At 64.0% G+C, this 26,758-nt stretch carries 22 protein-coding genes; 8 read left to right on the forward strand and 14 right to left on the reverse strand.

Translation table 11 applies throughout. The features are described from left to right. Nucleotides 1–330 precede the first annotated feature (330 nt). The gene (locus tag X733_RS158875; protein WP_023818067.1) at nucleotides 331–1,806 is read right to left on the reverse strand and encodes an ABC transporter substrate-binding protein; all 1,476 of its coding nucleotides are present in this window, start codon (nucleotides 1,804–1,806) and stop codon (nucleotides 331–333) included. A 121-nt stretch (nucleotides 1,807–1,927) separates the two neighbouring features. Continuing rightward, nucleotides 1,928–3,208: an acetylornithine deacetylase/succinyl-diaminopimelate desuccinylase family protein gene (locus X733_RS158870; protein ID WP_023688147.1), complete on the reverse strand. Its 1,281-nt coding sequence runs from the start codon at nucleotides 3,206–3,208 to the stop codon at nucleotides 1,928–1,930. Nucleotides 3,209–3,431: 223 nt separating this feature from the next. Between X733_RS158870 and X733_RS158865 the strand changes: the two genes are divergently transcribed. Next, entirely contained in the window at nucleotides 3,432–3,863 is a 432-nt protein-coding gene (locus tag X733_RS158865; protein ID WP_023681747.1) for a L,D-transpeptidase, read from the forward strand. A gap of 13 nt (nucleotides 3,864–3,876) precedes the next feature. Here the strand turns inward: X733_RS158865 and X733_RS158860 are convergent, their stop codons facing one another. The 7 genes from X733_RS158860 to X733_RS158830 all read right to left on the reverse strand — a co-directional run bounded on the left by X733_RS158860 (nucleotide 3,877) and on the right by X733_RS158830 (nucleotide 12,703). Beyond that, the gene (locus X733_RS158860) at nucleotides 3,877–4,884 is read right to left on the reverse strand and encodes a lipid A biosynthesis lauroyl acyltransferase (RefSeq protein ID WP_031193103.1); all 1,008 of its coding nucleotides are present in this window, start codon (nucleotides 4,882–4,884) and stop codon (nucleotides 3,877–3,879) included. 4 nt (nucleotides 4,885–4,888) lie between these two features. Then, on the reverse strand, nucleotides 4,889–5,917 hold the full coding sequence (locus tag X733_RS158855; RefSeq protein ID WP_023818069.1) for a zinc-binding dehydrogenase: 1,029 nt from the start codon (nucleotides 5,915–5,917) through the stop codon (nucleotides 4,889–4,891). Nucleotides 5,918–5,953: 36 nt separating this feature from the next. Continuing rightward, nucleotides 5,954–7,225: a beta-ketoacyl-ACP synthase gene (locus tag X733_RS158850; protein ID WP_023753408.1), complete on the reverse strand. Its 1,272-nt coding sequence runs from the start codon at nucleotides 7,223–7,225 to the stop codon at nucleotides 5,954–5,956. Nucleotides 7,226–7,267: 42 nt separating this feature from the next. Next, nucleotides 7,268–8,458 (reverse strand): beta-ketoacyl-ACP synthase, encoded by a 1,191-nt coding sequence (locus tag X733_RS158845; RefSeq protein ID WP_023818070.1) that lies wholly within the window; start codon nucleotides 8,456–8,458, stop codon nucleotides 7,268–7,270. A 55-nt stretch (nucleotides 8,459–8,513) separates the two neighbouring features. After that, nucleotides 8,514–8,795 (reverse strand): acyl carrier protein, encoded by a 282-nt coding sequence (locus tag X733_RS158840; protein WP_010909964.1) that lies wholly within the window; start codon nucleotides 8,793–8,795, stop codon nucleotides 8,514–8,516. Between the two features lie 209 nt (nucleotides 8,796–9,004). Continuing rightward, nucleotides 9,005–9,553, reverse strand: a complete 549-nt coding sequence (locus X733_RS158835; RefSeq protein WP_023670442.1) for a histidine phosphatase family protein — start codon at nucleotides 9,551–9,553, stop codon at nucleotides 9,005–9,007. Between the two features lie 99 nt (nucleotides 9,554–9,652). Continuing rightward, complete coding sequence (locus tag X733_RS158830; protein ID WP_023818071.1) at nucleotides 9,653–12,703, reverse strand: caspase domain-containing protein; 3,051 nt, start codon at nucleotides 12,701–12,703, stop codon at nucleotides 9,653–9,655. Nucleotides 12,704–12,846: 143 nt separating this feature from the next. Between X733_RS158830 and X733_RS158825 the strand changes: the two genes are divergently transcribed. From X733_RS158825 to X733_RS158815, 3 genes are all read left to right on the forward strand, one after another. Beyond that, complete coding sequence (locus X733_RS158825; RefSeq protein WP_023818072.1) at nucleotides 12,847–13,797, forward strand: AEC family transporter; 951 nt, start codon at nucleotides 12,847–12,849, stop codon at nucleotides 13,795–13,797. A 234-nt stretch (nucleotides 13,798–14,031) separates the two neighbouring features. Next, nucleotides 14,032–15,489: an NAD-dependent succinate-semialdehyde dehydrogenase gene (locus X733_RS158820; RefSeq protein WP_023670445.1), complete on the forward strand. Its 1,458-nt coding sequence runs from the start codon at nucleotides 14,032–14,034 to the stop codon at nucleotides 15,487–15,489. 198 nt (nucleotides 15,490–15,687) lie between these two features. After that, entirely contained in the window at nucleotides 15,688–16,713 is a 1,026-nt protein-coding gene (locus X733_RS158815; RefSeq protein WP_023818073.1) for an aldose epimerase family protein, read from the forward strand. A gap of 4 nt (nucleotides 16,714–16,717) precedes the next feature. On the opposite strand, the gene X733_RS158810 is transcribed toward X733_RS158815, so the two are convergent. Next, nucleotides 16,718–17,638 (reverse strand): sugar kinase, encoded by a 921-nt coding sequence (locus X733_RS158810; RefSeq protein ID WP_023707862.1) that lies wholly within the window; start codon nucleotides 17,636–17,638, stop codon nucleotides 16,718–16,720. Between the two features lie 154 nt (nucleotides 17,639–17,792). Here X733_RS158810 and X733_RS158805 point away from each other — a divergent pair, with 154 nt between their 5' ends. Both X733_RS158805 and X733_RS158800 read left to right on the forward strand, forming a co-directional pair. After that, nucleotides 17,793–18,236: a FixH family protein gene (locus X733_RS158805; RefSeq protein WP_023818074.1), complete on the forward strand. Its 444-nt coding sequence runs from the start codon at nucleotides 17,793–17,795 to the stop codon at nucleotides 18,234–18,236. A gap of 4 nt (nucleotides 18,237–18,240) precedes the next feature. Beyond that, entirely contained in the window at nucleotides 18,241–19,440 is a 1,200-nt protein-coding gene (locus X733_RS158800; RefSeq protein WP_023818075.1) for a cytochrome c peroxidase, read from the forward strand. A 4-nt stretch (nucleotides 19,441–19,444) separates the two neighbouring features. Here X733_RS158800 and X733_RS158795 read toward each other — a convergent pair whose 3' ends face one another. After that, nucleotides 19,445–19,897, reverse strand: coding sequence for an Lrp/AsnC ligand binding domain-containing protein (locus X733_RS158795; RefSeq protein WP_023818076.1), 453 nt, complete (start codon nucleotides 19,895–19,897; stop codon nucleotides 19,445–19,447). A 165-nt stretch (nucleotides 19,898–20,062) separates the two neighbouring features. On the opposite strand from X733_RS158795, the gene putA reads away from it, so the two are divergent. Continuing rightward, on the forward strand, nucleotides 20,063–23,671 hold the full coding sequence (gene putA, locus X733_RS158790; protein ID WP_023818077.1) for a bifunctional proline dehydrogenase/L-glutamate gamma-semialdehyde dehydrogenase PutA: 3,609 nt from the start codon (nucleotides 20,063–20,065) through the stop codon (nucleotides 23,669–23,671). 87 nt (nucleotides 23,672–23,758) lie between these two features. Further along, entirely contained in the window at nucleotides 23,759–24,823 is a 1,065-nt protein-coding gene (locus tag X733_RS158785) for a glycosyltransferase (RefSeq protein ID WP_023818078.1), read from the forward strand. A 45-nt stretch (nucleotides 24,824–24,868) separates the two neighbouring features. On the opposite strand, the gene X733_RS158780 is transcribed toward X733_RS158785, so the two are convergent. The 3 genes from X733_RS158780 to X733_RS158770 all read right to left on the reverse strand — a co-directional run bounded on the left by X733_RS158780 (nucleotide 24,869) and on the right by X733_RS158770 (nucleotide 26,755). After that, nucleotides 24,869–25,183: an antibiotic biosynthesis monooxygenase gene (locus tag X733_RS158780; RefSeq protein ID WP_023818079.1), complete on the reverse strand. Its 315-nt coding sequence runs from the start codon at nucleotides 25,181–25,183 to the stop codon at nucleotides 24,869–24,871. Between the two features lie 50 nt (nucleotides 25,184–25,233). Then, nucleotides 25,234–26,193, reverse strand: coding sequence for an energy transducer TonB (locus X733_RS158775; RefSeq protein WP_023673857.1), 960 nt, complete (start codon nucleotides 26,191–26,193; stop codon nucleotides 25,234–25,236). A gap of 127 nt (nucleotides 26,194–26,320) precedes the next feature. Then, entirely contained in the window at nucleotides 26,321–26,755 is a 435-nt protein-coding gene (locus tag X733_RS158770) for a hypothetical protein (RefSeq protein WP_023673858.1), read from the reverse strand. Between the last annotated feature and the right edge of the window lie 3 nt (nucleotides 26,756–26,758).

Below are 26,758 nucleotides of genomic sequence, written 5' to 3' on the forward strand. Positions count from 1 at the left end.
GCGGGAATGGTGCGTTGCCAAGTGCGATGACTGAGCAAAGGCAGCGTTCTGTCACACCCCCCTCTGTCCTGCCGGACCCGGCCCTTCGCTGTCGCTTCGGGCGTTCGTTGTTCGGAAAGCCAAGCAGTTGGCTTTCCGTCCGCTGCGCGGACCACTCCTCACCCCCCGCAAGGGGGGAGATCAGCAGTTTCCGTGTCGTCGACCAGCGTTCAACGTTCGCGATAGGCGAAAGCGGAGATGAAAGCCCAATCTCCCCCCTTGCGGGGGAGATGCCCGGCAGGGCAGAGGGGGGTGTGACGGAGCGCAAACGCCGCCGTTTGGCCCGCCGCCTCAATCCGCCCACTTCACCTTGGTCAGATCATTCGCCTGGATCGGCGCATTCTCCCACAGGCCCTGCAGCTTGGCGTCCCAGACGCCGACCTTCGGCAGTTCATAGAGGAACCCCACCACGGCGTCGTCGGCCAGTATCTTCTGTGCTTCGCCGAGCAGCGTGTTGCGCTTGGCGTCGTCGGAGGTGAGGTTCAGCTCGGCGATGATCTTGTCGAAGGCGGGGTTGTCGTAGTTGAAGTAGTAGTCCTTGCGCGAATAGATATCGATGTCGTTGGGCTCGGTGTGGGAGACGATGGTCAGGTCGTAATCCTTCTTGGTGAACACCTGGTCCAGCCACTGCGCCCATTCGACCGGAATGATTTCCAGGTCGATGCCGACGTCGCGCAGCTGCGAGGCGATGATCTCGCCGCCAAGCCGTGCATAGGAAGGCGGCGGCAGTTTCAGCGTGGCCTTGATTCCGTTTTCGAAGCCGGCCTGCTTCAGCAGCTCCTTGGCCTTGTCGACATTGTGCGGGTACAGGCCGGTGAGGTCGACATAGGCCTTGCTGGCGGGCGACATGTGCGAGCCGATCGGCACGCCGAGGCCGGCCGAGGCGCCGTCGATGATCGCCTTGCGGTCGAGCGCGAAGGCAATTGCCTGCCGCACCTCGAGCTTGTCGAAAGGCGGCTTCTTGTTGTTGATCGCCAGAATGGTCTCGCCCTCGGTCGAGCCGATCACCACCTTGAAGCGCGGATCGTCCTTGACCTGCGCGACGCTGTCGGGATCGAAGAAAGGGAAAGCCTGGATGTCGCCGGAGAGCAGCGCCGGCACGGCGGCAGCGGCGTCGGGAACGATGCGGAACTCGGCCTTGTCGAGGAACACCGGGGCGCCCCAGTAAGTGTCCGATTTCACCAGCGTGATCGACGAGCCCTTGGCCCAGCTCTGGAATTTGAACGGGCCGGTGCCGATGGGCTTTTCCTTGTTGGTGTCGGCGCTCTCGGGCGCCACGATCACCGCGTCGCCCCAGCCCAGATTGTAGAGGAACGACCCCTGCGGGTTCTTCAGCGTCACCTTGACCGTTGTCGGATCGACGACTTCGACCGTATCGATGGCGGCGAACAAGGCCTTTTGCGCGTTTACGGAATTGTCGGCACGGGCGCGGTCGAGCGAGAACTTCACGTCGCCGGCGTCGAAATCGCTGCCGTCATGGAATTTGACGCCGGTGCGCAGCTTGAAGGTGTAGACCTTGCCGTCGTCGGAAATGGCCCAGCTCTCGGTAAGGTCGGGCAGCACTTCGCCATTCGGGCCGATGCGGGTCAGGCCCTCGAAGACGTTGGCGTAGAGCACTTCGTCGATCGCCGCGGCAGCACCGGCGGTCGGATCGAGATGTGGCGGCTCGAGCGTAATGCCGATCACCAGGTCGGTGCGTGCGGCAAATGCCTGACTGCCGGCCAGTGCCAGCACTGCGGCGGCAAGAATGGTTTTCCACAATTTCATCGTGCAACTCCCAAATGCTCGAACCCTGGTGCGATAGAAGCGTGATTTCGAGGTGGAGTAAATTGCGTTTCGTGCTCTGCAGCGGCGCGGGGAGGAATGTTTTTTCAGCGAAGCCGATGGTTCAGTCCGCGGCCGTGCCCCTGAGCAGCACATTCAGCCCGATCGCCATCACCTTGGCCGACTCCACCATATCAGAGATGCCGACCCATTCGTCGGACCGGTGGGCGAGGTCCAAAACGCCCGGGCCATAGGCGATGCAATCATAGATGTGGCCGATGCGGGCGATGTGCTTCTGGTCGTAAGTGCCTGGTGAAATGACATATTCCGGCTCGCGGTCGAAGATCGCCATGATGCCTTGCGCCACCGCCTTGACCACCGGCGCGTCGCGCTCGGTCATCAGCGGCAGCACCTCCATCAGGTCGCGAATCTCGTAGTCGAACTTTTTGCGCTCGCGCTTCAGCCGGTCGAGGATATCGGTCACCTCGCTCTTGACCGTGGCAAGGTCCTCCTCGAGCAGGAAGCGGCGGTCGATGGTCAGCCGGCAGGCGTCGGGCACGTTGGGCGAGGGCAGGCCGGGGCGGAAATCCTCGGTCTGGCCGCCATGGATCGAGTTGATGTTCATGGTCGAGCGCTTTGCGCCTTCGGGCACGACAGGCATGCGCGTCACCTTGCGGTCGAGCGCCGGAAACAGGTCATCCTCGAAGGCCTGCAGCACGGCGCCCATGTGGCGCACGGCATTGTCGCCGAGGAACGGCATCGAGCCATGCGCGATCTCGCCCTTGGTCTCGATCTCCGCCCACCAGACGCCGCGATGGCCAAGACAGATGCGGTCCTTGTTCAGCGGCTCGGGGATGATGACGTGGTCGACCTTGGGTTTCGAGAAATAGCCAAGCTTCGCCAGATGGGCGACGCCGCCGAAGCCGCCGGACTCTTCATCGACGGTGCCGGAGATTTCGATGGCGCCAGGAAAGTCGGGGAATACCTCCATGAAGGCTTCCGCCGCGATGATCGAGGCGGCCATGCCCCCTTTCATGTCGCAGGCGCCGCGCCCGTAGACCTTGCCGTCCTTCACCACGCCGGCAAAGGGATCGACGCTCCAGCCCTCGCCGGCTTCGACCACATCGATGTGCGAGTTGAAATGGACACAGGCCCCAGGCGAGCGGCCGTCGAAGCGTGCGACGACATTGACGCGGGGATAGCGGTCGGTGTCGCCGGGCGTGCCTGCGGCGCGGATGAATTCGGTTTCGAAGCCAAGCCTGCCTAGGCGCGCACCGATATATTCGGCGCAGGGGCGATAGGCTTCGCCGGGCGGGTTGATGGTCGGGAAGCGGATCAGGTCAGCGGTCAGTGCGACCAGGTCATCAACACGGGCGTCTATCGCTTTGAAGAGTCGTTCGTTCATTCCCGGATTTGAGCAGGCAAGGGGGTGGTTTTGCAAGCATCGCGCCACTGGCGCCGAAACTTCGTGTCGCAGCGGCAACTATGGCGGGAAAATCGTTCAAATTCGCTGCTTTAGATTGGCGAATTTATCAAGGAGTGTGTGTTAGATCACTCACCTGTCGTTAAAAAGATGAAAAACCGCGTGATGACAGGGCAGGCAAGGGGCATCAAAGGGGTTTGATCTCATGACTAAAATCGTTCTCATGGCAGCTGCTTTTGCTGCGATGCTGTTCGGCACGTCCATCGAAAGCAGGGCTGCCTCGCTGGTGGCCAGCATAGACGTCTCGTCGCAGACCATGACCGTTAGCCAATACGGCCAGGTGCTTTATCGCTGGAGCGTGTCGACCGCCCGCAGCGGCTATTTCACGCCGCGCGGCACCTATCGGCCGCAACGCACGGCGCGGATGTGGTATTCGAAAAAATACCACATGTCGCCAATGCCTTACTCGGTGTTCTTCCATGGCGGCTACGCCATCCACGGCACCGGCGCGGTCAGGCAGCTAGGGCGTCCGGCATCGCATGGCTGCGTGCGGTTGCACACCGCCAATGCCGCGATGTTCTATGCGATGGTGCGTGAAGTCGGCTTCGGCAATACGCGGATCGTTGTGACGAACTGAGGCTATCGACGACTTAAGATTGACGCTGCCGCTGGCCGGTGGCGTTGGCCTGTCCGCGCCGGCGCCGACGCCGGCCCGAGATTTCCCACCTTTTGTGGAACCACATCCACTGTCCCGGATCCTCGCGCACCCAGCGCTCGACCACGTCGGCGAGCATTTGGGTGGTGGCCGCGACATCGACGCTGCCGCTTTCATTGCGCGGCAAGGTCAGCTTGTCCTCGATCTCGAGGCGGAAGCGGTTGCCAGGCAGCCGCACACATCGCGCCGGATAGACGTCGCAATCATAGTGACGGGCGAGCATGCCCAGAACCGGATTGCTCTGGCATGGGCGGTTAAAGAAGATCGTCTCCAGTCCGCTGGAGAATTTCTGGTCGACCAAAACGCCGATATTGCCGCCTTTCTCCAGAATCGACGCCAGCGCGAAGGAGGCGCCGGTCGAAGACGGCAGCAAGGCGCCCATGCTCGAACGCCGTGTCGAATGGATGTAATCGGCGAGGTATGGGTTGTTCGGGGGACGAAACAGCGCCGTGATCTTCATGCCGAACGTCGCGGCTGCCACGGGCAGCAGCTCGAAATTGCCGAGATGGCCGGTGAACAGGATATGCGGTTTGTCCTCGCCAGCTATCTGATGGAAATGATCGGCGCCGCCAACTTCGACGCGGCCGGGCGTCGCTGCGTTCGGATCATAGTCGAAGAGCGCGTCGAGAAAGATGTATTCGGCGGCGAGCCGGGCCATGTTGCCCCACATGTCGGAGGCGATGGCCTCGATCTCGACATCGCTCTTTTCGGGATAGGCAAGGCGCAGATTGCTGATGGCGACGCGGTGGCGCCCGACGCGCGGACCGATGCGGCGTGCGGCGCGGTCGGCAAAATTGAGCGCGCTGTCGGCGGGCAAAAGGCGCAGCAGCGAAATGATCGTCATCGCCGCACGCGCAACCAGCCAGTGCTCCATCTGGCGCAGCCGCCTGCCATAGCGGAACATGAAGTCCCGGCGGGCTTTCTTGAACACCTTGCCGACCATGGTCCTAAGAAACGCGCAGGATGATCTTGCCGAACACGTCGCGGCCTTCCATGCGCTTCAGCGCGGCGTCGATGCCGTCGAAGCCGACCTCGGTGTCGATAACAGGTGCTACCTGTCCCGCCGCCATCTTCTGCATGGCGTTGGCCATGTTCTCCATGCGGCAGCCGAAGGACCCGAGCAGCTTCAGCTGCTGCTGGAACAGCTGCATCAGATTGATCTGGGTCGACACGCCGGAGGTCGAGCCGCAGGTAACGAGCCGGCCGCCGCGCTTGAGGCACAGCATCGAGGCGGCAAAGGTGTCGGCGCCGACATGTTCGAACACGACGTCGACGCCCTTCTTCCTGGTGAGCTTGCGCACGACCCCTTCGAAACGATCGTCGCGGTAGTTGATGATATGGTCGGCGCCGAGCGCCTTGGCCTTGTCGATCTTGTCGTTGGAGCCGACCGTGGTGATGATGGAGCAACCCATGCGCCTGGCCAGCTGGATCGCCGCCGAGCCGATGCCGGAGCCCCCGGCATGGATGAGGATGGTTTCGCCGGGCTGCAGCTTGGCATTGTCGAACAGCATGTGCTCGACGGTGCCGAAGGTGACGGGGGCGACGGCAGCGCCGACATCGGTCACGCCTGGAGGGGCCGGGACCAGCAGGCGCGCCGGCAGGTTGATCTTCTCCTGCGCAAAGCCGTCGAGATGGAAGCCGTGGACGCCCGAGACATGTTGGCAGAGATTGTCACGGCCTTCGCGGCAGGCGCGGCAAAGGCCGCAGGTGCGCGCGCCGTAGATCGACACCAATTGTCCGGGCAGCAGGCTGGAGACGCCGGGGCCGACAGCTTCGACCTCGCCGGAGGCTTCGGCGCCGACGACCAGCGGCAGCTTACGCTTGGCGAAGGCCATGCCACGCCAGCCCCAGACGTCGATATGGTTCAGCGCCACCGCCTTGATGCGCAGCGTGACTTCGCCCAATGTGGGGGGCGGCGGGGGCGGCAGGTCCACCGTTTCAAGACGGCGGTCCTCGATAAGTTGCAGTGCGCGCATGGAGCCTGTCAGTTCAGTCTGGCTGAAAAAGGTCGCTTAGACCGGTTCCCGCGCCATGACAAGGCAAGTGTTCTGGCCGCCGAAGCCGAACGAGTTCGAGAGCACGGTGCCGACTTCGGCATTGCGCTTCTTGTTGGGCACCACGTCGAGCACGATTGCCGGGTCGGGATTGTCGTAGTTGATGGTCGGCGGAATGACGCTTTCGCGCATGGTCATCAGCGAAAACGCCGCTTCGACGGCACCCGCCGCCGACAGCGTGTGGCCGATCATCGACTTGTTGGACGAGACCGGCATCGAGCCGATGCGATCGCCGAACACGGTCGACAGCGACAGATGCTCCATCTTGTCGTTTTCCGGCGTCGAGGTGCCGTGAGCGTTGACGTAGTCGATCTCGTCCTTGCTCAGGCCGGCATCCGCAAGGGCGGCGCGGACTGCTGCGATCGCCGGGGAACCGTCGGGCTTGGAACGGGTGCGATGGAAATCGTCGGCCTTTTCACCGCAGCCGCGCAGGATGCCGAGAACGCTGGCGCCCCGGGCAAGGGCTGCCTCAAGCGATTCCAGCACCAGAGCGCCGGAGCCTTCCGCCAGCACAAAGCCGTCGCGGTCCTTGGAGAAGGGTTTTGACGCCTTTTCAGGGATGTCATTGTGGGTCGACAGCGCCGAGAGCAACGAAAAGCGGATCAGCGCCTCGGCGGTTGCCGAACCGTCGGCGCCGATCGACAGCGCCCGGTCGCATTCGCCGCGGCGGATCGCTTCGACGCCGAGCTGGATGGCGGTGGCGCCCGAAGCGCAGGCCGTCGACAGCGTGATCGGCAGGCCGCGCGTGCCAAAGCGGTCGGCCAGCCGGTCGGCGATCGCGCCGAACTGCGTGCTTGCGAACGTATCTGTTTCCTTCAGCCCGCGCGCCACCCTGAGCAGCCTTTCGGCGCCGGCGCCTTTGCCGTCGGAATTGTAGAGCGCGAAGCGGTCGTGCCAGTCGAGTTCGACCGGCGGCGAGGCGAGGAACAGAGGCCCGCCAAAATCAGAGGAATCGAGGCCGGATTCGGCCACCGCCTCCTTCGCTGCGGTTTCGGCCAGCTCGTAGGTCAGCAGGCTGGCGCCTTTCGAGCTTGAGTCGAGGAAGTCGACCATGCCGGAGATGCGGGTGTTGAGGTGGTCGACGGGAAAGCGGGTGATCGGGTGGATGCCCGATTTGCCGGAGGTCAGTGCCGCCCAGTTATCGGCCTTGCCGATGCCGAGCGACGTTACCACGCCGATGCCGGTGACGGCGACGATCGGCCTGCCCATGTAATCTCTGAGATTGGCCATCCGGAACCTCTTAACTTTGCAGCATGATCGCGCAGCGCTGCTTCAAGCAGCGTTGACCAGCGCCATGCCCTCGAATTGGTGATAGCCGATCGCCGTTGCGAGCACGGTTTCGGGAATGCCTTCGAACGGCTTCTCGGCCGCGGCGTCGAACACGGGGTAGGCGGCCTTGCGGTCGACGGCCAGGGCGGCGAGGGCGACCGCGAATGGAAACTGCGCTTCCTTCATATGCCCGGTCAGCGTGGCGAAGCCGCGCGCCGATATCGCCGGATTGGCATCCAGCGCTGACTTTTCGGCTGACGTTGCGGTATGCGCGCCGGAGGCGCCCGACAGGGCAAGCAGCTTGCCGCTTGGGAGAGTTGCCTGTTTGAGCAGTGTCGCGATCTCGGCGTCAAGCTCGCCGCGCGAGCGCCGGGCGCGGCCTGAGACGACCGGTCCGAGCTCGGCATAGATTTTCCGCCCACGGCTTTGCGCGTGTTCGCGCTGCTCCAGCACCAGGAACGCGCCGCCGGAGCCGGAGACCAGGCCGCCGCCCTCGGCGCCCTGTCTCTGCCAGACCGGCTTCCATGGGCCGCGATGCAGATAGCCGGCCAATTCATAGCCGAGCAGCATGTCGGAATGTTCGGTCTGGAAGGCGCCACCTACCAGTATGTGGGTCGACTGTCCGGAGCGGATGCGCGCCGCGGCGGTCTCGACGGCGGCGACGCCGGCACCTTCCTCGCCCATGAAGGTCCTCGACGATCCCGTCACCTTGTGGACGATGGAGATGTTGCCGGCGAGCAGATTGGAGAGCTGGGCCAGGAAAAGCGTCGGCCGCAATTCGGTGGTCAGCTTCTCGTTGAGCAGCACGTCGCGGTCGTTGCGGCTCTCGGACGCGGCGAGGATGGCGGCATCGACCGCCTCGTCCCGCTCGCCGCCGCCGGCAGCGACAACCATGTCCATGGTCGTGCAGAGTTCGTCATTGCCCTTGATGCCGGCGTCGTCCAGCGCCATGCCGGCGGCATAGGTGCCCAGCCGCTGCCAGGTTTCCATCTGCCGCTGGTCGCCGCGCTTGGCGATCTGCAGGTTCCAGTCGATCTCCGGCAGGGGATGCACGGTGTAGGGCCCAAAGCGCGCGGCTTCGAGCACCGGCTCCAGGCCCGGCTGCGCCAGCTTCTGCCAGTGGGTATCCGGACCCTCTCCCAGCGAGGAGACAAGGCCGATACCGGTGATGACGACGTCGCGAGGGCTGCTCATGAGCGGCTTTGTGGGTCAGGCGGCGCAGCCCGTCAAGGCCGCGCGCTTGCCGATATCAGGCGGTCTTGGCGGCGACCAGCGCGTCGATCTTGGCGCACAGGTTCTTCATGACGAAGTAATCGTCGGTCGAAGCCTTGCCGTCATTGACTTCCTGGGTCCACTTTTCCAGCGGCACCTTGATGCCGAATTCCTTGTCGATGGCAAAGACGATATCGAGGAAATCGAGACTGTCGATGCCGAGATCGTCGATCGTGTGGCTCTCGGGAGTGATGGTATCGATGTCGATCTCGCTGGTGTCGGCAATGATCTTGGCGACTTTGTCGAACGTGGTGGACAAGGGCTCTTCCTTCGGTTGCGGGCGGAATCTGTCCGCATCTGGTTTGGGCGCTGTCTAATCGGTTTTTCCCGGCAGGAAAAGGCCTGATGCGCCGGGCGCAGATGGGATGGCCTTCCCATAAAGACAAGAAGGGCCGCCCGACAAGCCGGCGGCCCTCCCAGTTGACGTTACGTCAGCTCAGTTTTCACGGAGCTTGACCACTGGCTTTCTCAGAACGTGACGCGGCCGAGCACGCGCAAGCCATCGCCCTGCGGCTCGACCACCACCGCTTCGCCCTCGCGCGGCGAGACGCCGGTCAGCGCGACGATGTTTTCGAGATGCGTGACCATGACCAGATTGTCGGAACCGGTGTAGGCGCGGATTTCCTTCATCACCGCGTCGAGCTGCGCGGCCTTCTCGGTCGGATCGCTCCTCAGGAGGTCGAGCGGCGCAAAAAGCTCCGGCTCCGCCTCGAAGGCGATGCGGGCAGTGTCGAGGCAGCGGCAATAGCGGCTGGACAGCACCCGCTCGATGGGGGCGGCGCGGGCGCCGAACAAGGCGCCGATCTTGCTCGCCTGCTGCTTGCCGCGCGCCGATAGGTTGACCTGGGTGGCGCAGTTGTCGATGACGAAATTGGCGGGGTCGGTGGTGCCGGTGACCAGCGCGTGGCGAAGCAGCACGACATGGCCGCCGTCACGCAGCAGCGCCCAGCCGGCGTCGGTCGCGTGGGCGACGGCGGGAACAGCAAGCAGGAACAGCGACAGCACAAATCGAATCATCGAAACCTTTTCCGGGAGCCTGATGCCGCTCCGGTCATTCTGATATAGGGATCGGAAAGCCGGCACAAAGACAAGCGAAAGGCGAACCCTCGGTTCGCTTCACATTTTCGCCATTTGCTTCTTCGCCAGCTCGATCTTCTGATCGGTGAGCGGGATAGGGATCGTGTAGCCGGCTTCGGTGAAGCCCTGCTTGGCGTTCTCGAAGAATTCGATCGCCTTGAGATATTCCGGCTTGCCCGCGCCATAGCTGGCGCGGTTCCAGTGGACGTCGCCGATATTGTTCTGCTCGAAGGCCCACTGCAGCGGCTGACTTTCGCGCGTAAACACCTTCAGCGCCGCCGTGAACGCCGCTTCGGCGTCGTTGAGATATTTGTCGGTCCGCTGGAGATTGCCGAGATTGAGCAGGCTCATACCGATGCCATTTTGAGCGTTGGCCCAGTCGACCGGCGCGGCCTCGATGGTGAGTATTTCGAGCGCTGCCCGCCGCGCCGCAATCGAATCCTGCAGCGTCTTGGCATCGCCATTGCTCATGCTCAACCAGTGCAGCGTCGAGCCCAGGCCGGCCTGGGCCATTGCCCATTGCCGCGGGTTCGTCTCGCGCTTGTACTCGCGCAACGCATTGCCGTAGGCGTCGACCGCCTCGCTGTAATGCTCGGGCTTGTCGGTGACGCCGCCGAGAAGCTGCAGCGTGTTGCCGAGATTGTAGTAGCTCATCGCCCAGTCCTGCGGGAACTTCCGCCTGACATAGACCTGCCGTGCCGCCTGGAAGGCTGCCGCCGACTGTTCCAGCTTGGCCGCATCACGGGTGCGCTGACCAAGGGTCTGATAGATCGATCCAAGATTGTTCTGGGCTGACGCCCAGTCCATCGGGAAGCGCTTGCGGGTAAACACCGTCAGAGCGTCGTTGTAGGCAGCTGCAGCTTCTTCCAGCGTAGCCGTGCCCATATCGAAGCGGGCGATACCGCTCAGCGCATTGCCCAGGTTGAGGCGGCTGGTCGCCCAGGACACCGGGAAGGTTTCGCGGGTTCGCACTTCCAGCGCGGCGCGGAAAGCGTTGGCCGCCTCATTGATCTTGGCCTTATCGTTGAGCTGGATGCCAAGGGTGACCAGCGTGTTGCCGAGATTGTTCTCGATCATCGCCCATTCTACCGGCGCTTTTTCGCGCGTGTATTCCTCAAGCGCCAGCCGGTAGGCGGCTTCGGCCTGCTTAAGATGCTCGCCGGTGGGTTCGCGTTCGGAGAGCGCATAGAGGGCGAGGCCAAGATTGTTCTGCGAAGAGGCCCAGTCCAAAGGCAGCTTGTCGCGCGGGCGCCTCTCCAGCGTGGCGCGCATTGCCGCCACCGCATCGTTCAGGCGCTTGGGGTCGCTTTCGCGTTCCCCGATCTTCAGCAGCACATTGGCCAGGTTGTTCTGCGCAGCGGCCCAGTTGCGATCATCTTTCTCGCGCTCGAAAACGGCAAGCGAACCGCGGAAGATCTGCGCTGCCTCTTCCAGATGCGCGGTCTCGGTTTCGCGTTCGCCGATGGTTTGCAGCACGACCGCCATGTTGTTGCGAGTGATTGCCCAATCGCGGTTCTGTTCGCCATTGGGAATGAAGTTCAAGATGACATGATAGGCATCGATGGACTGTTGTAGTGCATCGAGGTCGCCGGTGGCGTAGCCATAAGCGTTCAGCGCCTCGGCCTCCTGGTTCTTGTAGTTCCAGCGCAGCTTTTCGTCCCACTTCTCGACCAGCGAAAACGCCTTGGCGTAGTCGGTGGCGGCGGATTTGTAGTCGAAGACCAGCGCGGCGGCGTCGGCGCGTTTGGCATAGATGGCGGCGTCGGCGATGCGCTTTTGCCGGAGCAGGTCCTCGGCCTCATCCACCGCACCGCTGTTTTCCTCGATCCGGCCGACCGCGTCGTCGAGGAATTTGCGCGCCGTCACCATGGCGCCCTGGCCTATGGCCTTGTCGGCGGATGCGACCAGGCGACTGATCTCGGGATCGTCGGTGCGTAATGCGGCGCGCTCGGCCATCATCTTCTTCAGACGCTCGGCCTGGCTGTCCAGCACCTTCTGCAGGTCGTTGGGATCCTCAGGGATCTTTTCCGTGCCGAGCGCCTTGAGCACGCCGTAGAGCGCGTCAAGGGGCACGCCGTCCTGGAGAGAAGCCAACTCCACCTGAGCCCGTTTGGGATCGGGCAGGTCGGAAATGGTCAGCAGCAATTGCCGCCTCTCGCCGGTGATCAGCCCGTCGTCGCCGGTCGGTTCGGGCGGCGCGACGCCGAAATAGAGCAGGCGACGCAGGCTCTCGCTGACCCAGGGGCGCTGCTTTGCCTTGGTGTCGAGATAGACCTCCTCGGTTACCATGCGCATGACCGAGCCGAACTCGGTGCCTTTCATCGCGGTGAGGTGGCGCAGCAGGGCGGCGGCGTAGGGGCTGTTTTCGCCGGCGACGCCATCGAGCGCCGGTCGGCCCGGCTCGGCGGCGAAGCCGACCACGGTTCCCAGGCTGGCATCATCCACTGAGGCATCGGCGAGGGCTTTTGCGCCGCGCACCGGTTCCAGCCCGCCGGCGCCGACGGGCTCGGCGGAAGCCGTCGGCCCGCGTCGCACGACCGCGTCCGGCGGAAACGGGTTGGTGCGGCAGGCGTCAAGCAGCACGATCGTCACCGGCATGGTCTTTTTCAGCTCGTCCATGACGGCTGAAATCGGCACCAGCGCCTCACCGGCATTTTTCAACGACGAGACGTCGGCGTCGACCGGCACCAGATAGTTCTCGCCGCCGGCCTCGATGCCGTGGCCGGAATAATAGATGAAGGCTACGTCGGCGCCTTCGGCGTCCTCGACAAACCGATCGAGATCGCGCTTCAGCTTGGCGGCATCGCGATCGGTGACGTTGCGGGCGTCGAAGCCGAGGTCGGTCAGCATCTTGGCCATGTCGCGGGCGTCGTTGGCCGGGTTGGCAAGGGCTGCGATGTGTTCGTATTTCGACTGGCCGATGATCAGCGCCACGCCCTTGAGACTTTTGGTCTCGGCGGCCTGGGCCTCAGATACGCCAAGGCAAAGCAGTATAACGACGAAACCCGCCAGCCACCCCTGTCTGACCAGCCACCCCTGTCTGACCAGCCACTCCCGTCTGAAATGACGCTGTTTCGGCGTCGCGACCATTCTTTGTGTCCGCCCTAATGATCCCAAGCCTGTATAGCGCTGTCACCCGACCATGATCAAATTCAGGCGCCGGCCGGATCGAGGATCGATTTCTGAAGATCAGGGCGATTGCACTGCAATCCGGGCTCGCCTATCCCTGAAAAATGTCGCCGCTCACGGAAACCGTTCTTTTCGTCTTCAGCCTTGTCGCGCTCGGCTATCTCGCCGGGCTCACCGGCTATCTAAAGCCGGCGAGCGGCGAGGGTATCGCCGAGTTCGCCATCAACGTGGCGATGCCGCTGCTGCTGTTTCGGACGATGGTGAATTCGGATTTCCACGGCGTGGCGCCCTGGTCGCTGTGGGGTGCTTATTTCGCGGCGGTTGCAATGACATGGGCCGCCGGCCATCTGGTGACGACACGGATCTTCGGGCGGGACGCGCGCACCGGCATCGTCGGTGGAGTGTCGTCATCCTTCTCGAATGTGGTGTTGCTGGGCATTCCCTTCGTTCTCGGCGTATTCGGGTCCAGCGGATTCGAAGTGCTGTCGCTGCTCGTTTCCGTGCATCTGCCGACCATGATGATGGCTTCGATCATCATGTTCGAGATATTTGGCCGCGGCGGCAGCGAGCCCGTACACCCGCTGCGCATCATCCAGAGCTTTCTGAGAAGACTGTTCACCAATCCGTTGATCATCGGCATCCTGGCCGGGCTGGCATGGCGCCTCACCGGCGCGCCGCTGCCGAACCTTGCCACGCGGCTGGTCGATGCGCTGGCTAACACCGCCGGGCCGGTGGCGCTGTTCGCCATGGGGCTCAGCCTGCGCCGTTTCGGCATTTCCGGTAACATCCGACCGGCGCTGGCGCTGTCGACGCTGAAACTGTTCCTGATGCCGGCGCTGGTGCTCGGCCTGGTCTGGCTGCTTGGCCTGCCGCCCTTGACGGCCAAGGTGGCGGTCGTGGTGGCGGCGCTGCCGTCCGGCATCAATTCCTATCTCATCGCCGTGCAGTTCAACACCGGCCAGGCGCTGGCGTCGAACCAGATGACCATCGCCACGGCAAGCGCGGTTGTTACAACCGCCTTTTGGCTGACGGTGGTGGTTCATGTCTTTGGGTAGGCTTGGTCTTTTGCAAGCCTGGTCTTTGGCAAGGCTGGGACCCAAACTAATTTACATGTGAATTTTATCTGGCGTTTGGCTGGCCCAAAGCCTATATGCCATCTTGCAATTGCTTGCCGACCTTGCCCTAGGTAAAGAGCAGTGGCTCAGCGTGTCGGGCATCCAGGCCATTGCGCGCGCTCATCGAAGACATCCACAGACCGGCCCGTCAGTGCGCCGAACGGAGGCTAGACCATGCTGCAGAAAACCAGCCATTTCATGCGCCAGGCCAATCTCATCAATGGCGAATGGGTGCAGGCCGACAGCGGCCAAACGGTCGACGTCAACAACCCGGCCACCGGTCTCAAGATCGGCACCGTGCCGAAGTCGGGCAAGGCGGAAACCCGCCGCGCCATCGAAGCCGCAAGCGAAGCCTTCAAGACCTGGCGCAAGACGACCGCGCTGGAGCGCTCGAAGCTGTTGCGCAAGCTGCATGACGCGATGATGGATAATCAGGATGTGCTGGCCGAACTGCTCACCATCGAGCAGGGCAAGTCGCTCGCCGAATCCAAGGGCGAGATCGGTTCGGCTGCCGCCTACATCATGTGGTTTGCCGAGGAAGGCCGCCGCACCTATGGCGATGTCGTGCCATCGCCATGGGGCGATCGCCGCATCCTGGTGACCAAGGAGCCGGTCGGCGTCATTGCCGCCATCACGCCGTGGAATTTCCCCTCCTCGATGCTTGCCCGCAAGCTTGGCCCCGCGCTTGCCGCCGGCTGCACCGCCGTGGTCAAGCCGGCCTCGCAGACGCCGTATTCCGGCCTTGCATGGGGCGCGCTCGCCGAGGAAGTCGGCTTCCCAAAGGGCGTCATCAACATCCTGACGGGTGCTGCCGGCGAAATCGGCGACGAGATCTGCGCCAATCCGCTGGTGTCGAAGATCACCTTCACCGGCTCGACCGAGATCGGCAAGCTGCTGATTCAGAAGTCGTCCGTCACCGTCAAGAAGGTCTCGATGGAACTCGGCGGCAATGCGCCGTTCCTGGTCTTCGACGATGCCGACCTCGATCGCGCCGTCGCCGGCGCCATCACCGCCAAATACCGCAATTCAGGCCAGACCTGCGTGTGCACCAACCGCTTCCTGGTGCAGGCCGGCATCTACGACAAGTTTGTCGAGAAGCTGGCCGCTGCCAGCAATGCGCTGAAAGTTGGCTCGGGCCTGGAAGAGGGCGTGCAGCAGGGACCGCTGATCGACGTGAAGGCGGTCGAGAAGGTCGAGGAATTCATCGCCGACGCCACGTCGAAGGGTGGCAAGGTCGTTGCCGGCGGCAAGCGCCACGCGCTTGGCGGCTCATTCTTCCAGCCGACCGTCATCGCCGATGCGAAGCCTGACATGCGCTTCATGAAGGAAGAGATTTTTGGCCCGATCGCCCCGGTGTTCAAGTTCGAGACCGAGGAGGAAGCCATTGCGCTCGCCAACGACACCGAGTTCGGCCTGGCCGCCTATTTCTACACCGGCGATCTCGGCCGCGCCTTCCGGGTCATGGAAGGCCTGAAATACGGCATGGTCGGCGTCAATGAAGGCCTGATCACCACGCCGGAAGCGCCGTTCGGCGGCGTCAAGGAATCGGGCCTCGGCAAGGAAGGCGGACATCAGGGCATCGAGGATTATCTCGACACCAAATATGTCTGCATTGGCGGCCTCGGCCTCTAAATCATTGACGGGCAGGGCAGGGCAGGCCGCGGGCCGGCCCTTGCCAGACGACATTCAGCCGGACTGGAGCGGTTCAGCGCTTCACGGAAACGCCGAACCGCTCCAGTTCTTTGTTTTTTGCAATTCCGGACGGAAAACCGTTTCACACTTTTCCTGGAATTGCTCTAAGTCGACAGATCGATGAATTAGCATTTGGACATAGCGATGAAGGACGGCGAAGTCTTCGGCACGACGCAGGCAGGCGAACCCGTTCGCCGTTTCACCATCCGGGGCGGCGGGGTCAGCGCCAACATCATCGGGCTCGGCGCAATCATCCAGGATCTGCGGCTCGCCGGTCACGACGCGCCGCTGGTGCTGGGCTACGACCGCTTCGAACCTTACGAGACCGACCGGGCCTTCTTCGGCGCGGTCGTCGGCCGCTATGCCAACCGCATCCGCGACGGCCGCTTCACCATTGCCGGCCAGCGCTACCGGACCGAGCGCAATTTCCTCGGCAAGCACACGCTGCATGGCGGCTCGGAGGGCTTCTTCCACCGGCCGTGGACGGTTTCGCTGCACGGCCGGGATTTTGTCACGCTGACCCTGCACGATCCCGAGGGCACGATGGGCTTTCCCGGCGCGCTCGACGTCACCTGCACCTACCGGCTGAAGATCCCCGGCACGCTCTCGATGGAACTGACCGCCACTTGCGAGGAGCCGACGCTGTGCAATCTGGCGCAGCATTCCTATTTCAATCTCGACGATGGCGGCGCTGGCGACATTCTCGACCACCGGCTGATGCTGAACGCCGGCGCCTATACGCCTGTCGATGGCGAGATGATCCCGACCGGCGTCGTCAAACCTGTCGACGGCACGCCCTTCGACTTCCGCCAGGCGCGGCCGCTGCGCATGGAAACGGAAGGCGAGCAGCTTCCCTACGACGTCAATTTCTGCCTGGCGTCAGCCCGGGGCCCGCTTCACCAGGTGGCGTGGGCGCAAGGCGCCAATTCCGGCGTCGAGATGGAAGTCTGGACCACCGAGCCGGGCCTGCAGCTTTACACCGGCCAGTATGTCGCGCCGACCTCGGGCGGCCTGGACGGACGGCGCTACAAGGCGTTTTCCGGCTTTTGCCTGGAAGCGCAGACGTGGCCCGACGCGCCGAACCGGCCCTATTTCCCACAGGCCACGCTGTGGCCGGGCCAGATCTATCATCAGGTGACGGAATATCGTTTCAGGCTTCCCTAAGGTCTTAGCCCTCGAAAGCGGTTCTTAGAACCTCGAACGGCGCCAGCGCGCCGCGCACCTGCACGACAGCGGCGGCGACGCGATGCGCGCGCTGCACGGCATCCGCCGGGGCATGGCCGGCCAGCCGGGCGGCGAGATAGCCGCCATTGAAGGAATCGCCGGCGCCGGTGGTGTCGACCGGGGTGGCGACATGCTGGGCCGGAACCGGCTGCAGGGCTCCGCCAGTGGCGATCAGCGCGGGTTCCTCGCCATTCTTGACGACGACTTCGCCGACCAGTTTTCCGAACCGCTCGGCGGTCGCTTGCGGTGCCGAGTCGCCAAACAGCATCTGCTCGTCGGGAAAGGTCGGCAGCGCGATGTCGGCGACGGCAAGCGCGTCGAGGATCGCGGCTTGCGCCTCCTCGCGGCTCTGCCACAGGCGCGGCCGGTAGTTGGGGTCGAAAGCGACGAGCGAACCGGCAGCCCGCGCCTTGGCCACTTCTGCCAGCAACGTCTTGCGCGCGGCGGCATCCAGAATTGCCAAGGTGATTCCGGAAAAATACACAAGCGCCTGGTTTTCAAGGCTTTTTGCCAAGGCGGCTGGATCCGAGGCAAGCCGCCTGGCCGCCGCGTCGCTGCGCCAATAGGTGAAGGCGCGTTCGGCGCCGGTCAAGGTGATGGCGTAGAGGCCGGGCCGCGCGCCTGGGATGACCGGGCTGGCGCCGATGCCGATGCCGTTTTCGGCGAAGAACGAAATCTGGCCCTGCGAGAAGGGATCGTCGCCGAAGGCGGAGACATAGGTCGCCGGCCGCTCGCCGCTCAGCGCATGCAGCGCCCACAACGTGTTGAACGTGTCGCCGGCAAAGCCCATGCGCCAGTTCGGCCCGGCCTGGCCGGACAGCTCGAGCATGCATTCACCGATCGAAGCGACGCCGTCTGCTGCCATGGATCTGTCTCCGGACCAGTTCGCTAATGTAGCTTTTTGCGGCCGGCAGCGCCATGCTTGGCGGCGGCGGTTTTTTGCGCCAGAAGCGTTTTGCCACAGAAGCGGCGGGACGCGAATTGCTTCGCGAGACGTTATGCCCAGAAGAGGAACCGGTTTGGCATCGATATGGCGTTATCTTCTTGCGGGCGTTGGTCTGGCCGCCTTGCTGACTGGCATATTGGCGATCGTCTATCTGACCGCGCCGCAGTCGGCGCCGGGCCCGGATATTTCGCGCTCGAAGAAGACGGCGAACGGCTTGTTTGTCGCCAGCATTCAGCCGGAACGCGGCGTTATCCGGCAAGGCGAACTGCAATCCTGGTTGCTGACCCTGAAGACGGTCAACGGCGATTCCGTGGAAGGTGCGGCGATCTCGGTGTCCGGCGGCATGCCGCAGCACAATCACGGCTTGCCGACCAGTCCGCAGGCGACCGATTATCTTGGCGAGGGGCGTTACCGCATCGAGGGGCTGAAATTCACCATGAGCGGCGTGTGGCAGTTGCGCTTCGCCATTTCGGCGGCGGCCGGTTCCGACACGGTCGTCTTCAACGTGGTGCTGTGAGCGGATGAACGGCCTGTTGCGCCTTCTGGCATTGGCGGCGGTCGTGCTCGTTGCCGGCTGCGGCAAACCGGATTTTTCCGATGCCGAGAAGAAGACCATCGCTTCGCTGGCGCTGAACACCTTGCCGGCGCTCAAACCCGACACCACCAACCGCTTCGCCGACGTGCCGGCCGCCGCCGCCCTGGGCTCCACTCTGTTCTTCGACCAGGGGATGAGCCGTGACGGGATCGTATCCTGCTCGACCTGCCACAAGATCGACCGGCAGTTCCAGGATGACCTGCCGCAATCCGTCGGCGTTGGCCGAACCAACAGGCGCTCGATGCCGCTGGCCGGCATCGCCCGCAATCCGTGGTTCTTCTGGGATGGACGGCGCGACAGCTTGTGGGCGCAGGCGCTGACGCCGCTGGAAAACCCGCTTGAGCAAGCGGGAAACCGCGCGGCCTTCGCGCATTACATCCAGAAGCGCTTTGGTGCGCGCTACGAGCGCATCTTCGGGCCACTGCCGGATCTTTCCGCCGTGCCGGCCAACGCCAGCCCGCTCGGCAATGAGGCCGAGCAGGCGGCGTGGAAGGCGATGACCGCGGCCCAAATGGACGACGTCAACCGCGTCTTTTCCAACATCGGCAAAGCGATCGCCGCCTTCGAACGGTCGATCGAACCGGCACAGACACGCTTTGACCGCTTTGCCATCGATCTTGCGTCAGGCGCCAAGCCGAAAGCCGACGATGCCTTTTCGCCGGAGGAGATGCTCGGGCTGAAACTGTTCATCGGCAAGGCCAATTGCGTCACCTGCCATAACGGCCCGCGCTTCACCGACAACGCTTTCCACAACACCGGCGTGCCGCCGGTCAGGGATTTGCCATTGGATCGCGGCCGTTTCGATGCGGTGGCCCAGGTTCAGGCCGACCCATTCAACTGCTTCGGCGCCTTCCGCGATGGCGACGCCGGCGCCTGCGGCGAGCTGCGCTTCATCGTCAAGGCAGTACCCGAACTGATGCGCGCCTACAAGACGCCGTCGCTGCGGGGCGCGGCAACGCGGCCGCCCTATATGCATGCCGGACAGTTTTCCTCGCTGGAGGAGGTGGTGGCGCACTACGCGAAGGCGGAGGCGGCCGTTGAAGGCACCTCCGAAGTGCACCCGTTGCAACTGTCGGATCGCGAACGCGCGGCGCTGGTGGCGTTTTTGAAGACGCTGTCGGACTGAAGAGTCAGCGATCCTTGACCGTCTCCATCGCCACGAAGGTCGAGGTCTGGGCGACGTGGGGGAGCGCCGAGATGCGCTCACCGAGAACACGGCGATAGGCGGCGATGTCGGTCGTACGGACTTTCAGGAGATAATCGAAGCTCGACGCCATCATGTGGCACTGCTCGATCTCCGGCACGGCCTGCACCGCGCGATTGAAAGCATCGAGCGCGGCCGAGCGTGTGTCCGACAGTTTGACCTGGACGAAGGCGACATGGCCTTCGCCCATGCGCTCGCGATCGATGATCGCCTGATAGCCCCTGATATAGCCGTCCTTCTCCAGGCGCTTCACCCGCGCCTGCACCGGCGTCTTCGACAGGCCGACCTTGCCGGCCAGTCCAGACATGGACAGCCGCCCGTCGCGCGCCAGCGCCGACAGGATGTTTTTGTCGATGCGGTCCAATTGGTCTTCTGTCACCGATATCACAATCCACCTGATAATAATTTAACCGCAATGATAGACCGATCAGCCTGCCATGTCGATTTCTTTGGACCGGCCGAAAATACGGCTTTGTGCTAGCTTGCGCCATTCGGTCCGGCGACCGCCGGCCCGCTCCCATACGTTTGCTCCGCAGGGACCGCCATGCCGCTCGACACCATCCGCCAGCAGATCCGCGCCAACTACCTGCCCGACGAAGACGCGGCTGTGAAGCGGCTGGCTGCGGCGACAGAACTTTCGGCCGATGACCGCAAAGCCGTCTCGGCCCGTGCCGCGGATCTGGTGCGCGCGGTGCGCGGCTCGTCCGACCCGCGGCTGATGGAGGTTTTTCTCTCGGCCTACGGCCTCTCCACCAAGGAAGGCGTGGCGCTGATGTGCCTGGCCGAGGCACTGCTGCGCGTGCCTGACACCGAGACTATGGACGACCTGATCGCCGACAAGATCGCACCGCATGACTGGTCGGCGCATTCGGGCGGTTCGAGCTCGATCTTCGTCAACGCCTCGACCTGGGCGCTGATGCTGACCGGCCGTGTGCTCGACGAAGGCGAGGGCGGCATTGAAGGCACGCTGCGCTCGATGGTTCGCCGGCTGGGCGAACCGGTGATCCGCAAGGCGGTCGCCGCCGCCATGCGCGAAATGGGCGAGCAGTTCGTGCTCGGCCGCACCATTGCGGAAGCCGTCAAGCGCGGCAAGTCGATGATCCAGAAAGGTTATCTCTATTCCTTCGACATGCTGGGCGAGGCGGCCCGCACCGAGGCCGACGCGCTGCGCTACCTCAAGGCCTATGCCGATGCGGTCTCCTCGCTCGATTCAGGCTCCAACGGTCCCGATATCCGCCAGAACCACGGCATCTCGGTCAAACTGTCGGCGCTGCATCCGCGCTACGAAGAGGCACAGAAGGAAAAGATGCTGCCGGTGATGGCCGAGCGGCTGCTGTCGCTGGCGCTGGCCGCACGCCATTCGCGCATGGGCCTCAACATCGACGCCGAGGAGGCCGACCGGCTCGACCTGTCGCTCGATGTGATCGAGCGTGTGTTGTCCGAGCCGGAGCTTGCCGGCTGGAATGGCTTTGGCGTCGTCGTCCAGGCCTACGGCCCGCGCGCGGCCTTCACCATCGACTGGGTCTATGCGCTGGCGGAAAAGTACGACCGCAACATCATGGTGCGGCTGGTCAAGGGCGCCTATTGGGACACCGAGATCAAGCGGGCACAGACGCTCGGGCTTTCCGGCTACCCCGTCTTCACCCGCAAGGCCAACACCGATGTTTCCTACATGGCCTGCGCCAAAAAGTTGCTGTCGATGACCGACCGCATCTATCCGCAATTCGCCACGCACAATGCCCATACCGTCGCCGCCATCCTGTCGATGGCTGACAACCGTGACGCTTTCGAATTCCAGCGCCTGCACGGCATGGGCGAGGCGCTGCATGAGACGGTGCGCCTGGCCGAAGGCACGCGGTGCCGCATCTATGCGCCGGTCGGCGCGCACTCCGACCTCTTGGCTTATCTGGTGCGACGTCTGCTGGAGAATGGCGCCAACTCCTCCTTCGTTCATCAGCTCACCGACGAGGACGTCGAGCCGGAGGATATTGCGCGCGATCCGCTCGAGACGGTCGAGAGCCAGGGCTCCGCCGCCAATCCGGCAATCGCTCGTCCGGCGACGATCTTCGGCACTGGGCGGCGCAATTCGAAGGGATTCGACATCACCGATCCGGTGACGCTGGCGGCGATCGACAAGGCCAAGGCGGCCTTTGCCGGGCCCGAGCGCTGGCATGCCAAGCCGATCACGCGCGCCGCCGGCTACGGCAAGCAGCGCCCGGTGGTCAATCCGGCAGAGCCTGCCGAGATCGTCGGCACGGTCGCCGAAGCCGCTGCCAAGCAGGTCGCGACCGCGGTGCGCTTTGCTGTGGAAGCGCAGCCGTCCTGGGCGAAGCGTCCCGTTGCCGAGCGCGCCGCCATCCTCAACCGCGCCGCCGACCTCTATGAGGCCAATGCGGTCGAGTTTTTCGCGCTGGCTACAAGGGAAGCCGGCAAGTCGCTGGCCGACGGCGTGGCTGAAGTGCGCGAAGCCGTCGACTTCCTGCGCTACTACGCTGCCGAAGCGGCCAACAACGAAGCGGGCACCGAGGCGCGCGGCGCGATCGTGTGCATTTCGCCGTGGAATTTCCCGCTCGCCATCTTCACCGGCCAGATCGCGGCAGCGCTCGTCACCGGCAATTCGGTCATCGCCAAGCCAGCCGAACAGACGCCGCTGATCGCCTTCCGCGCCGTCGAGCTGCTGCGCGAGGCCGGCGTTCCGGAAGATGTCATCCAGCTTCTGCCGGGCGACGGTCCGGCGGTCGGCGGACCGCTGACTGCGGATCCGCGCATTGCCGGCGTCTGCTTCACCGGCTCGACCGAGGTTGCAAAGCTGATCGAGAAGCAACTGGCCGAGACGGCCGCGCCGGACGCCATGCTGATCGCCGAGACCGGCGGTCTCAATGCCATGATCGTCGATTCCACAGCACTGCCCGAACAGGCGGTGCGCGACATACTGGCATCGGCTTTCCAGAGTGCAGGCCAGCGCTGTTCGGCGCTTCGCGTGCTCTACGTGCAAAAGGATGTCGAGAAGAAGATGCTGGAGATGCTGAAGGGCGCCATGGAAGCGCTCACCATCGGCGATCCCTGGCAGATTTCGACCGATGTCGGGCCGGTCATCGATGACGAGGCGCAGGAATCGATCCGCGAGTATTGCACCAAGATGGGGCTGCAGGGCCGGTTGATTGCCAAGCTCGAAGCACCGAAGGACGGCCGCTTCGTTGCGCCGCATGTGTTCCGGGTCAAGGGCATCGAGGAGATGGAGCGCGAAGTGTTCGGTCCGGTGCTGCATGTCGCCAGCTTCGACGCCGACGGGATCGACGCCGTTATCGCCGCCATCAACCGCAAGGGCTATGGCCTGACCTTCGGCCTGCACACCCGCATAGAAGGCCGCGTCCAGCATTTCGTCGACGGCATCCATGCCGGCAACATCTATGTCAACCGCAACCAGATCGGCGCCGTCGTCGGCTCGCAGCCCTTTGGCGGCGAGGGGCTTTCGGGCACCGGGCCGAAGGCCGGCGGGCCGCATTATCTCCGGCGGTTCCGCAAGGGGCCGGAGGCGGGCACGGAGATTGCCGAGGGCCACAAGGTGACGGCGACCAAACTGGCCGACAATCTGCCCGATCCGACGCTTGGCGGCTGGTCGACGCGGCCGGACCGCATCGCCATCTTGAGAAAGCATCTGCGCGGCAAGGGCGCTGCAGCGATCGGCGCTGCAGCCGCCATCGATTTCGGCCAGGTCGACCTGCCCGGACCGACTGGCGAGGCCAACACGCTGTCGCTGTCGCCGCGCGGCCGGGTGCTGTGCCTCGGTCCGGACGCCGAAACGCTGCTTGCCCAGACGATCCAGGCGCTGGCCGCCGGCAATGCGGTGCTGGCCGTGGCGCCGGGCGCGCCGGCAGCACTGTCGGCGCTGACCGGCAAGGGGTTGCCGCTGGCGGCCATAGACGGTCGGCCAGACCCAGTCGAAGCGCGTTCGCTGCGCGTCGATGTCGTCGCCTTCTCGGGCAGGCCCGAGGCGGCGCGGATCGTGCGCAAGGTCATTGCCGACCGCAGCGGGCCGATCGTGCCGCTGGTCAGCGAGGTGCTCAACCCGGCGGCCTATGCGCATGAACGCGCTGTCTGCGTCGACACCACGGCTGCCGGCGGCAATGCCAGCCTGCTCGCGGCGGCCTAGGGGGCTTTTCGCGGCTCGCTTGCCTGCGTCGGGTTGCAAGGGTATGCGCAAGGGACAGAGAGCAACTCGAGCGGGGCAGCCGAACAGATGGAAGACACGTCCCGACCGTTTGAGCTGCCGCGCGTGGCGGTGGTCATCACCTGCTTCAACTATCGGCCGTACGTCGAACAGGCGATCCGCTCGGTGCTTGCGCAGACCTACCGGAATTGGGAATGCGTCATCGTCGACGATGCCTCGACGGACGGCTCGGCCGACCATGTCCGACAGCTTCTAAGGGATATAGAAGACCCGCGCCTGCGCCTGTTGGCGCGCAAGGAGAATGGCGGCCAGACCGCGGGATTCCGCGACGGCTTTGCCGCAACCGACGCGCCCTTCGTCGCGTTTCTCGACGCCGATGACGTGTGGCTGCCGGATTTTCTCCTCGCGCATCTGTCCGCCCACCTCAACACGACGCATTCGGCCGCACTGTCGAGTTCCGATGTGTTCCTTGTCGATGGCGACGGCACCTTGCTGGGCGGTACCTTCCTTGCCTTGCGCAAACCGCGGTCCGGGGCGGATCGCAGTGGCGTCGCCATCGCGCCCGGTGGCCGGCTTGCCGGCATGGCGCCCGGGATCGCCTACGCATCGGAGCATCCGGTAACCTATTTCGCACCTGCGGTGACGGGCTGGCTGTGGTCGCAATGCTCGGCGATCATGTACCGGCGTGGCGCGCTGGAACCTGTATTGTCCTTCCCGTTCAAGGCCAAGGTCGGGACGGATTATCTGACGGCGACACTCGCGCACCAGGCCGGCGGCAGCCTCATCCTGTCAGAAGGTCTCGGCCTCTATCGCCTGCATGGCTCCAACCTGTCCACCGGAACTGCCTTTGCCGGCGGCAATGTGCGGCAAACGCCTGCATACAGGAGCTACAGGAGCGTGTTGGCGGCGGATGCCGCAGACTATTTGCTGGCGAATTCTGCCTGGCTCAGCGATCTCAACGGGCGCAATTTCATACCTGCATTCCTGACGCAGCATGTGCGCCAGTTCCCGGAGCTGGCCGGTGACCCGCGGTTGGCGCGCTACCTGACACGCGGACAGCCCTGGCGGCGGCTGCGCCTGCACATTGCCCAGCGGCTTCGGCGACTGGGCGGCCGGAATTCAACCGGAACATGACGGCATCTGCCCGTCGTCAGATCTCGTCGACGGGTGAAATCTCAATCAGGCCCCTTCGACGACGGAAAAGCCTTCGAACTGCGGATGGCCGAGATAATGCACCTTCGAGGTGCCGGTGTTGCGATGGGCGGCGCGAAAATTCTCGGATTTGGTCCAGGCGACGAAATCCTCATGGCTTGCCCACACCGTGTGCGAGGCAAACAGTGTGTAACCCTCGGCCTCGTTGACCGGGCCGCGCAGCAAGCGGAATTCCCTGAAGCCTTTCATCTCCGAGAGGCTCGAATCGCGGTTCTTCCAGACATCCTCGAAGGCGGTCTCCGAGCCGTTCTGGACCTTGAAGCGGTTCATGGCGATGTACATTGGGCTTCCTCTTGAATTGATGGACGATTTGGCGAAGGTCTGCGAGCTGGTTAAAACGGACCGATCCGCGCCCTGAACACCCAACTTGATAATCCGGTCTCGGGTGGAATGGGCGGGAACGGGGCTTGCTGGCGCACCAGTTTCAAAGCGAATTGGTCTAGCTCGGCAGACCCTGAACTTTCGACAAGCTGCAAGTCGCTGACGCTGCCGTCGGCCATGACGACGAAATAGACCCTGGCGTTGTTGCGAGCCTTGGCTTGAATTTCCTTCGAAACGCGCCGGTTAGCGCGGGCAAGCTTCTTTTGAATTTCACCGCCGTAACGAGATTCCATCGCATTGCCAGCCGCGTCCTGGTTTTTACCCTTGCTGGCAACCGCCGGTGCGTCGCGTTCTTCGCCATCTGCCGCACCGCGGGTATCTCCAGATCCGGCTGGAGGGGTCGGCCGCGGGCTCGGGACTGGTGGTTTGGCAGCAGGCAAATCAACGGCGGGCTCGTCGGCGGGCGGTGCCTCTGAACTTTGCGTTTGAACCCCTGGCGGAGTCGACGTCTCAGCGCTTGGGGCGACAGTTTGATCATTCGGGATGGCGGCCGTCAGTGTATCTGGCGCGGCGGTCGCCTGTTCGGCGGCTTCCGGCGCAGGCTTGGGCGCCGCCGGCTCCTTTACCGGTTGAGGCGCCTCGGTCGGCGGCACGGGTCGAACGGCCTCGGGCTTGGCCGGCTGCGGATCGGTTACCAGGGTAACATCGACCGCGTCGGGAGCCTGGCTGTCCAAGGCGCTGCCGACCACCTCGGCGCCCGATTGGTCGGTGCCTTCGGATTGTATCGCGTTACTGGAATCGAATGTCCCTGCGGGTCCGATGAAGAACGCCGCTGCGGCAGCGGCATGGAGCAGGCAGGACGCGACGATCGCCACAGTCCATTTGCGGTCCGCGGCTGCCGGCTGTGCGAGCTCGTCCATCGTAATCGCCGGTTCGTTGCCGGCGTCGGGGAGGGGGGTGATGTCCTGCATGGTTCGCGGCGAGACCTGCCGCGAGCGGGGTGGGATTGTCAAATCAAGATCGGTTGCCGGCCATGACGGCGGAGCTGCGACGGGTCGTGTCGCATTGTCGTGCAGGAAGGCGGGATGCAGGCCCACCTCAGACGCCGAATGCGATACCGGTCTTGGTCTGCGTCTTCAGGCCGCGCATGCAGGCGCCCGGTTCGACGCCGGCGCATTCGGTGGCGCTGTTGATCAGCACGCGGCTGAGTTTGGTGCAGTCGGTGCCGGCGAGGTCGAAGCGGGTCACCTTGGTCTTGCCGGCCGGCAGGTCCTTGAAGTCGAGCACGCTCAGGCGGTCGACAATGCCGGCCTCGTTGAACAGCGCGATTTCGAATGCCGCCTTGGAAAGATCGGCGCCGAGCGCATTGTTGACGACGAAGGTCAGCCGGCAACCCTTTTCGGAGGGCTGCGCGGCATTGAGCTCGAGGCTGAGTTGCGGAGCCGACGCGGACTGAGCCCACGCCGGCATCAAGCCAAGCGACATCGCCAGCGTCGAGGTCAGGAGGCGAAGCGATGCCGTCAAACTTGTCATGGG

The sequence above is a fragment of the Mesorhizobium sp. L2C066B000 genome, from assembly GCF_000502335.1.
GTDB lineage: Bacteria > Pseudomonadota > Alphaproteobacteria > Rhizobiales > Rhizobiaceae > Mesorhizobium.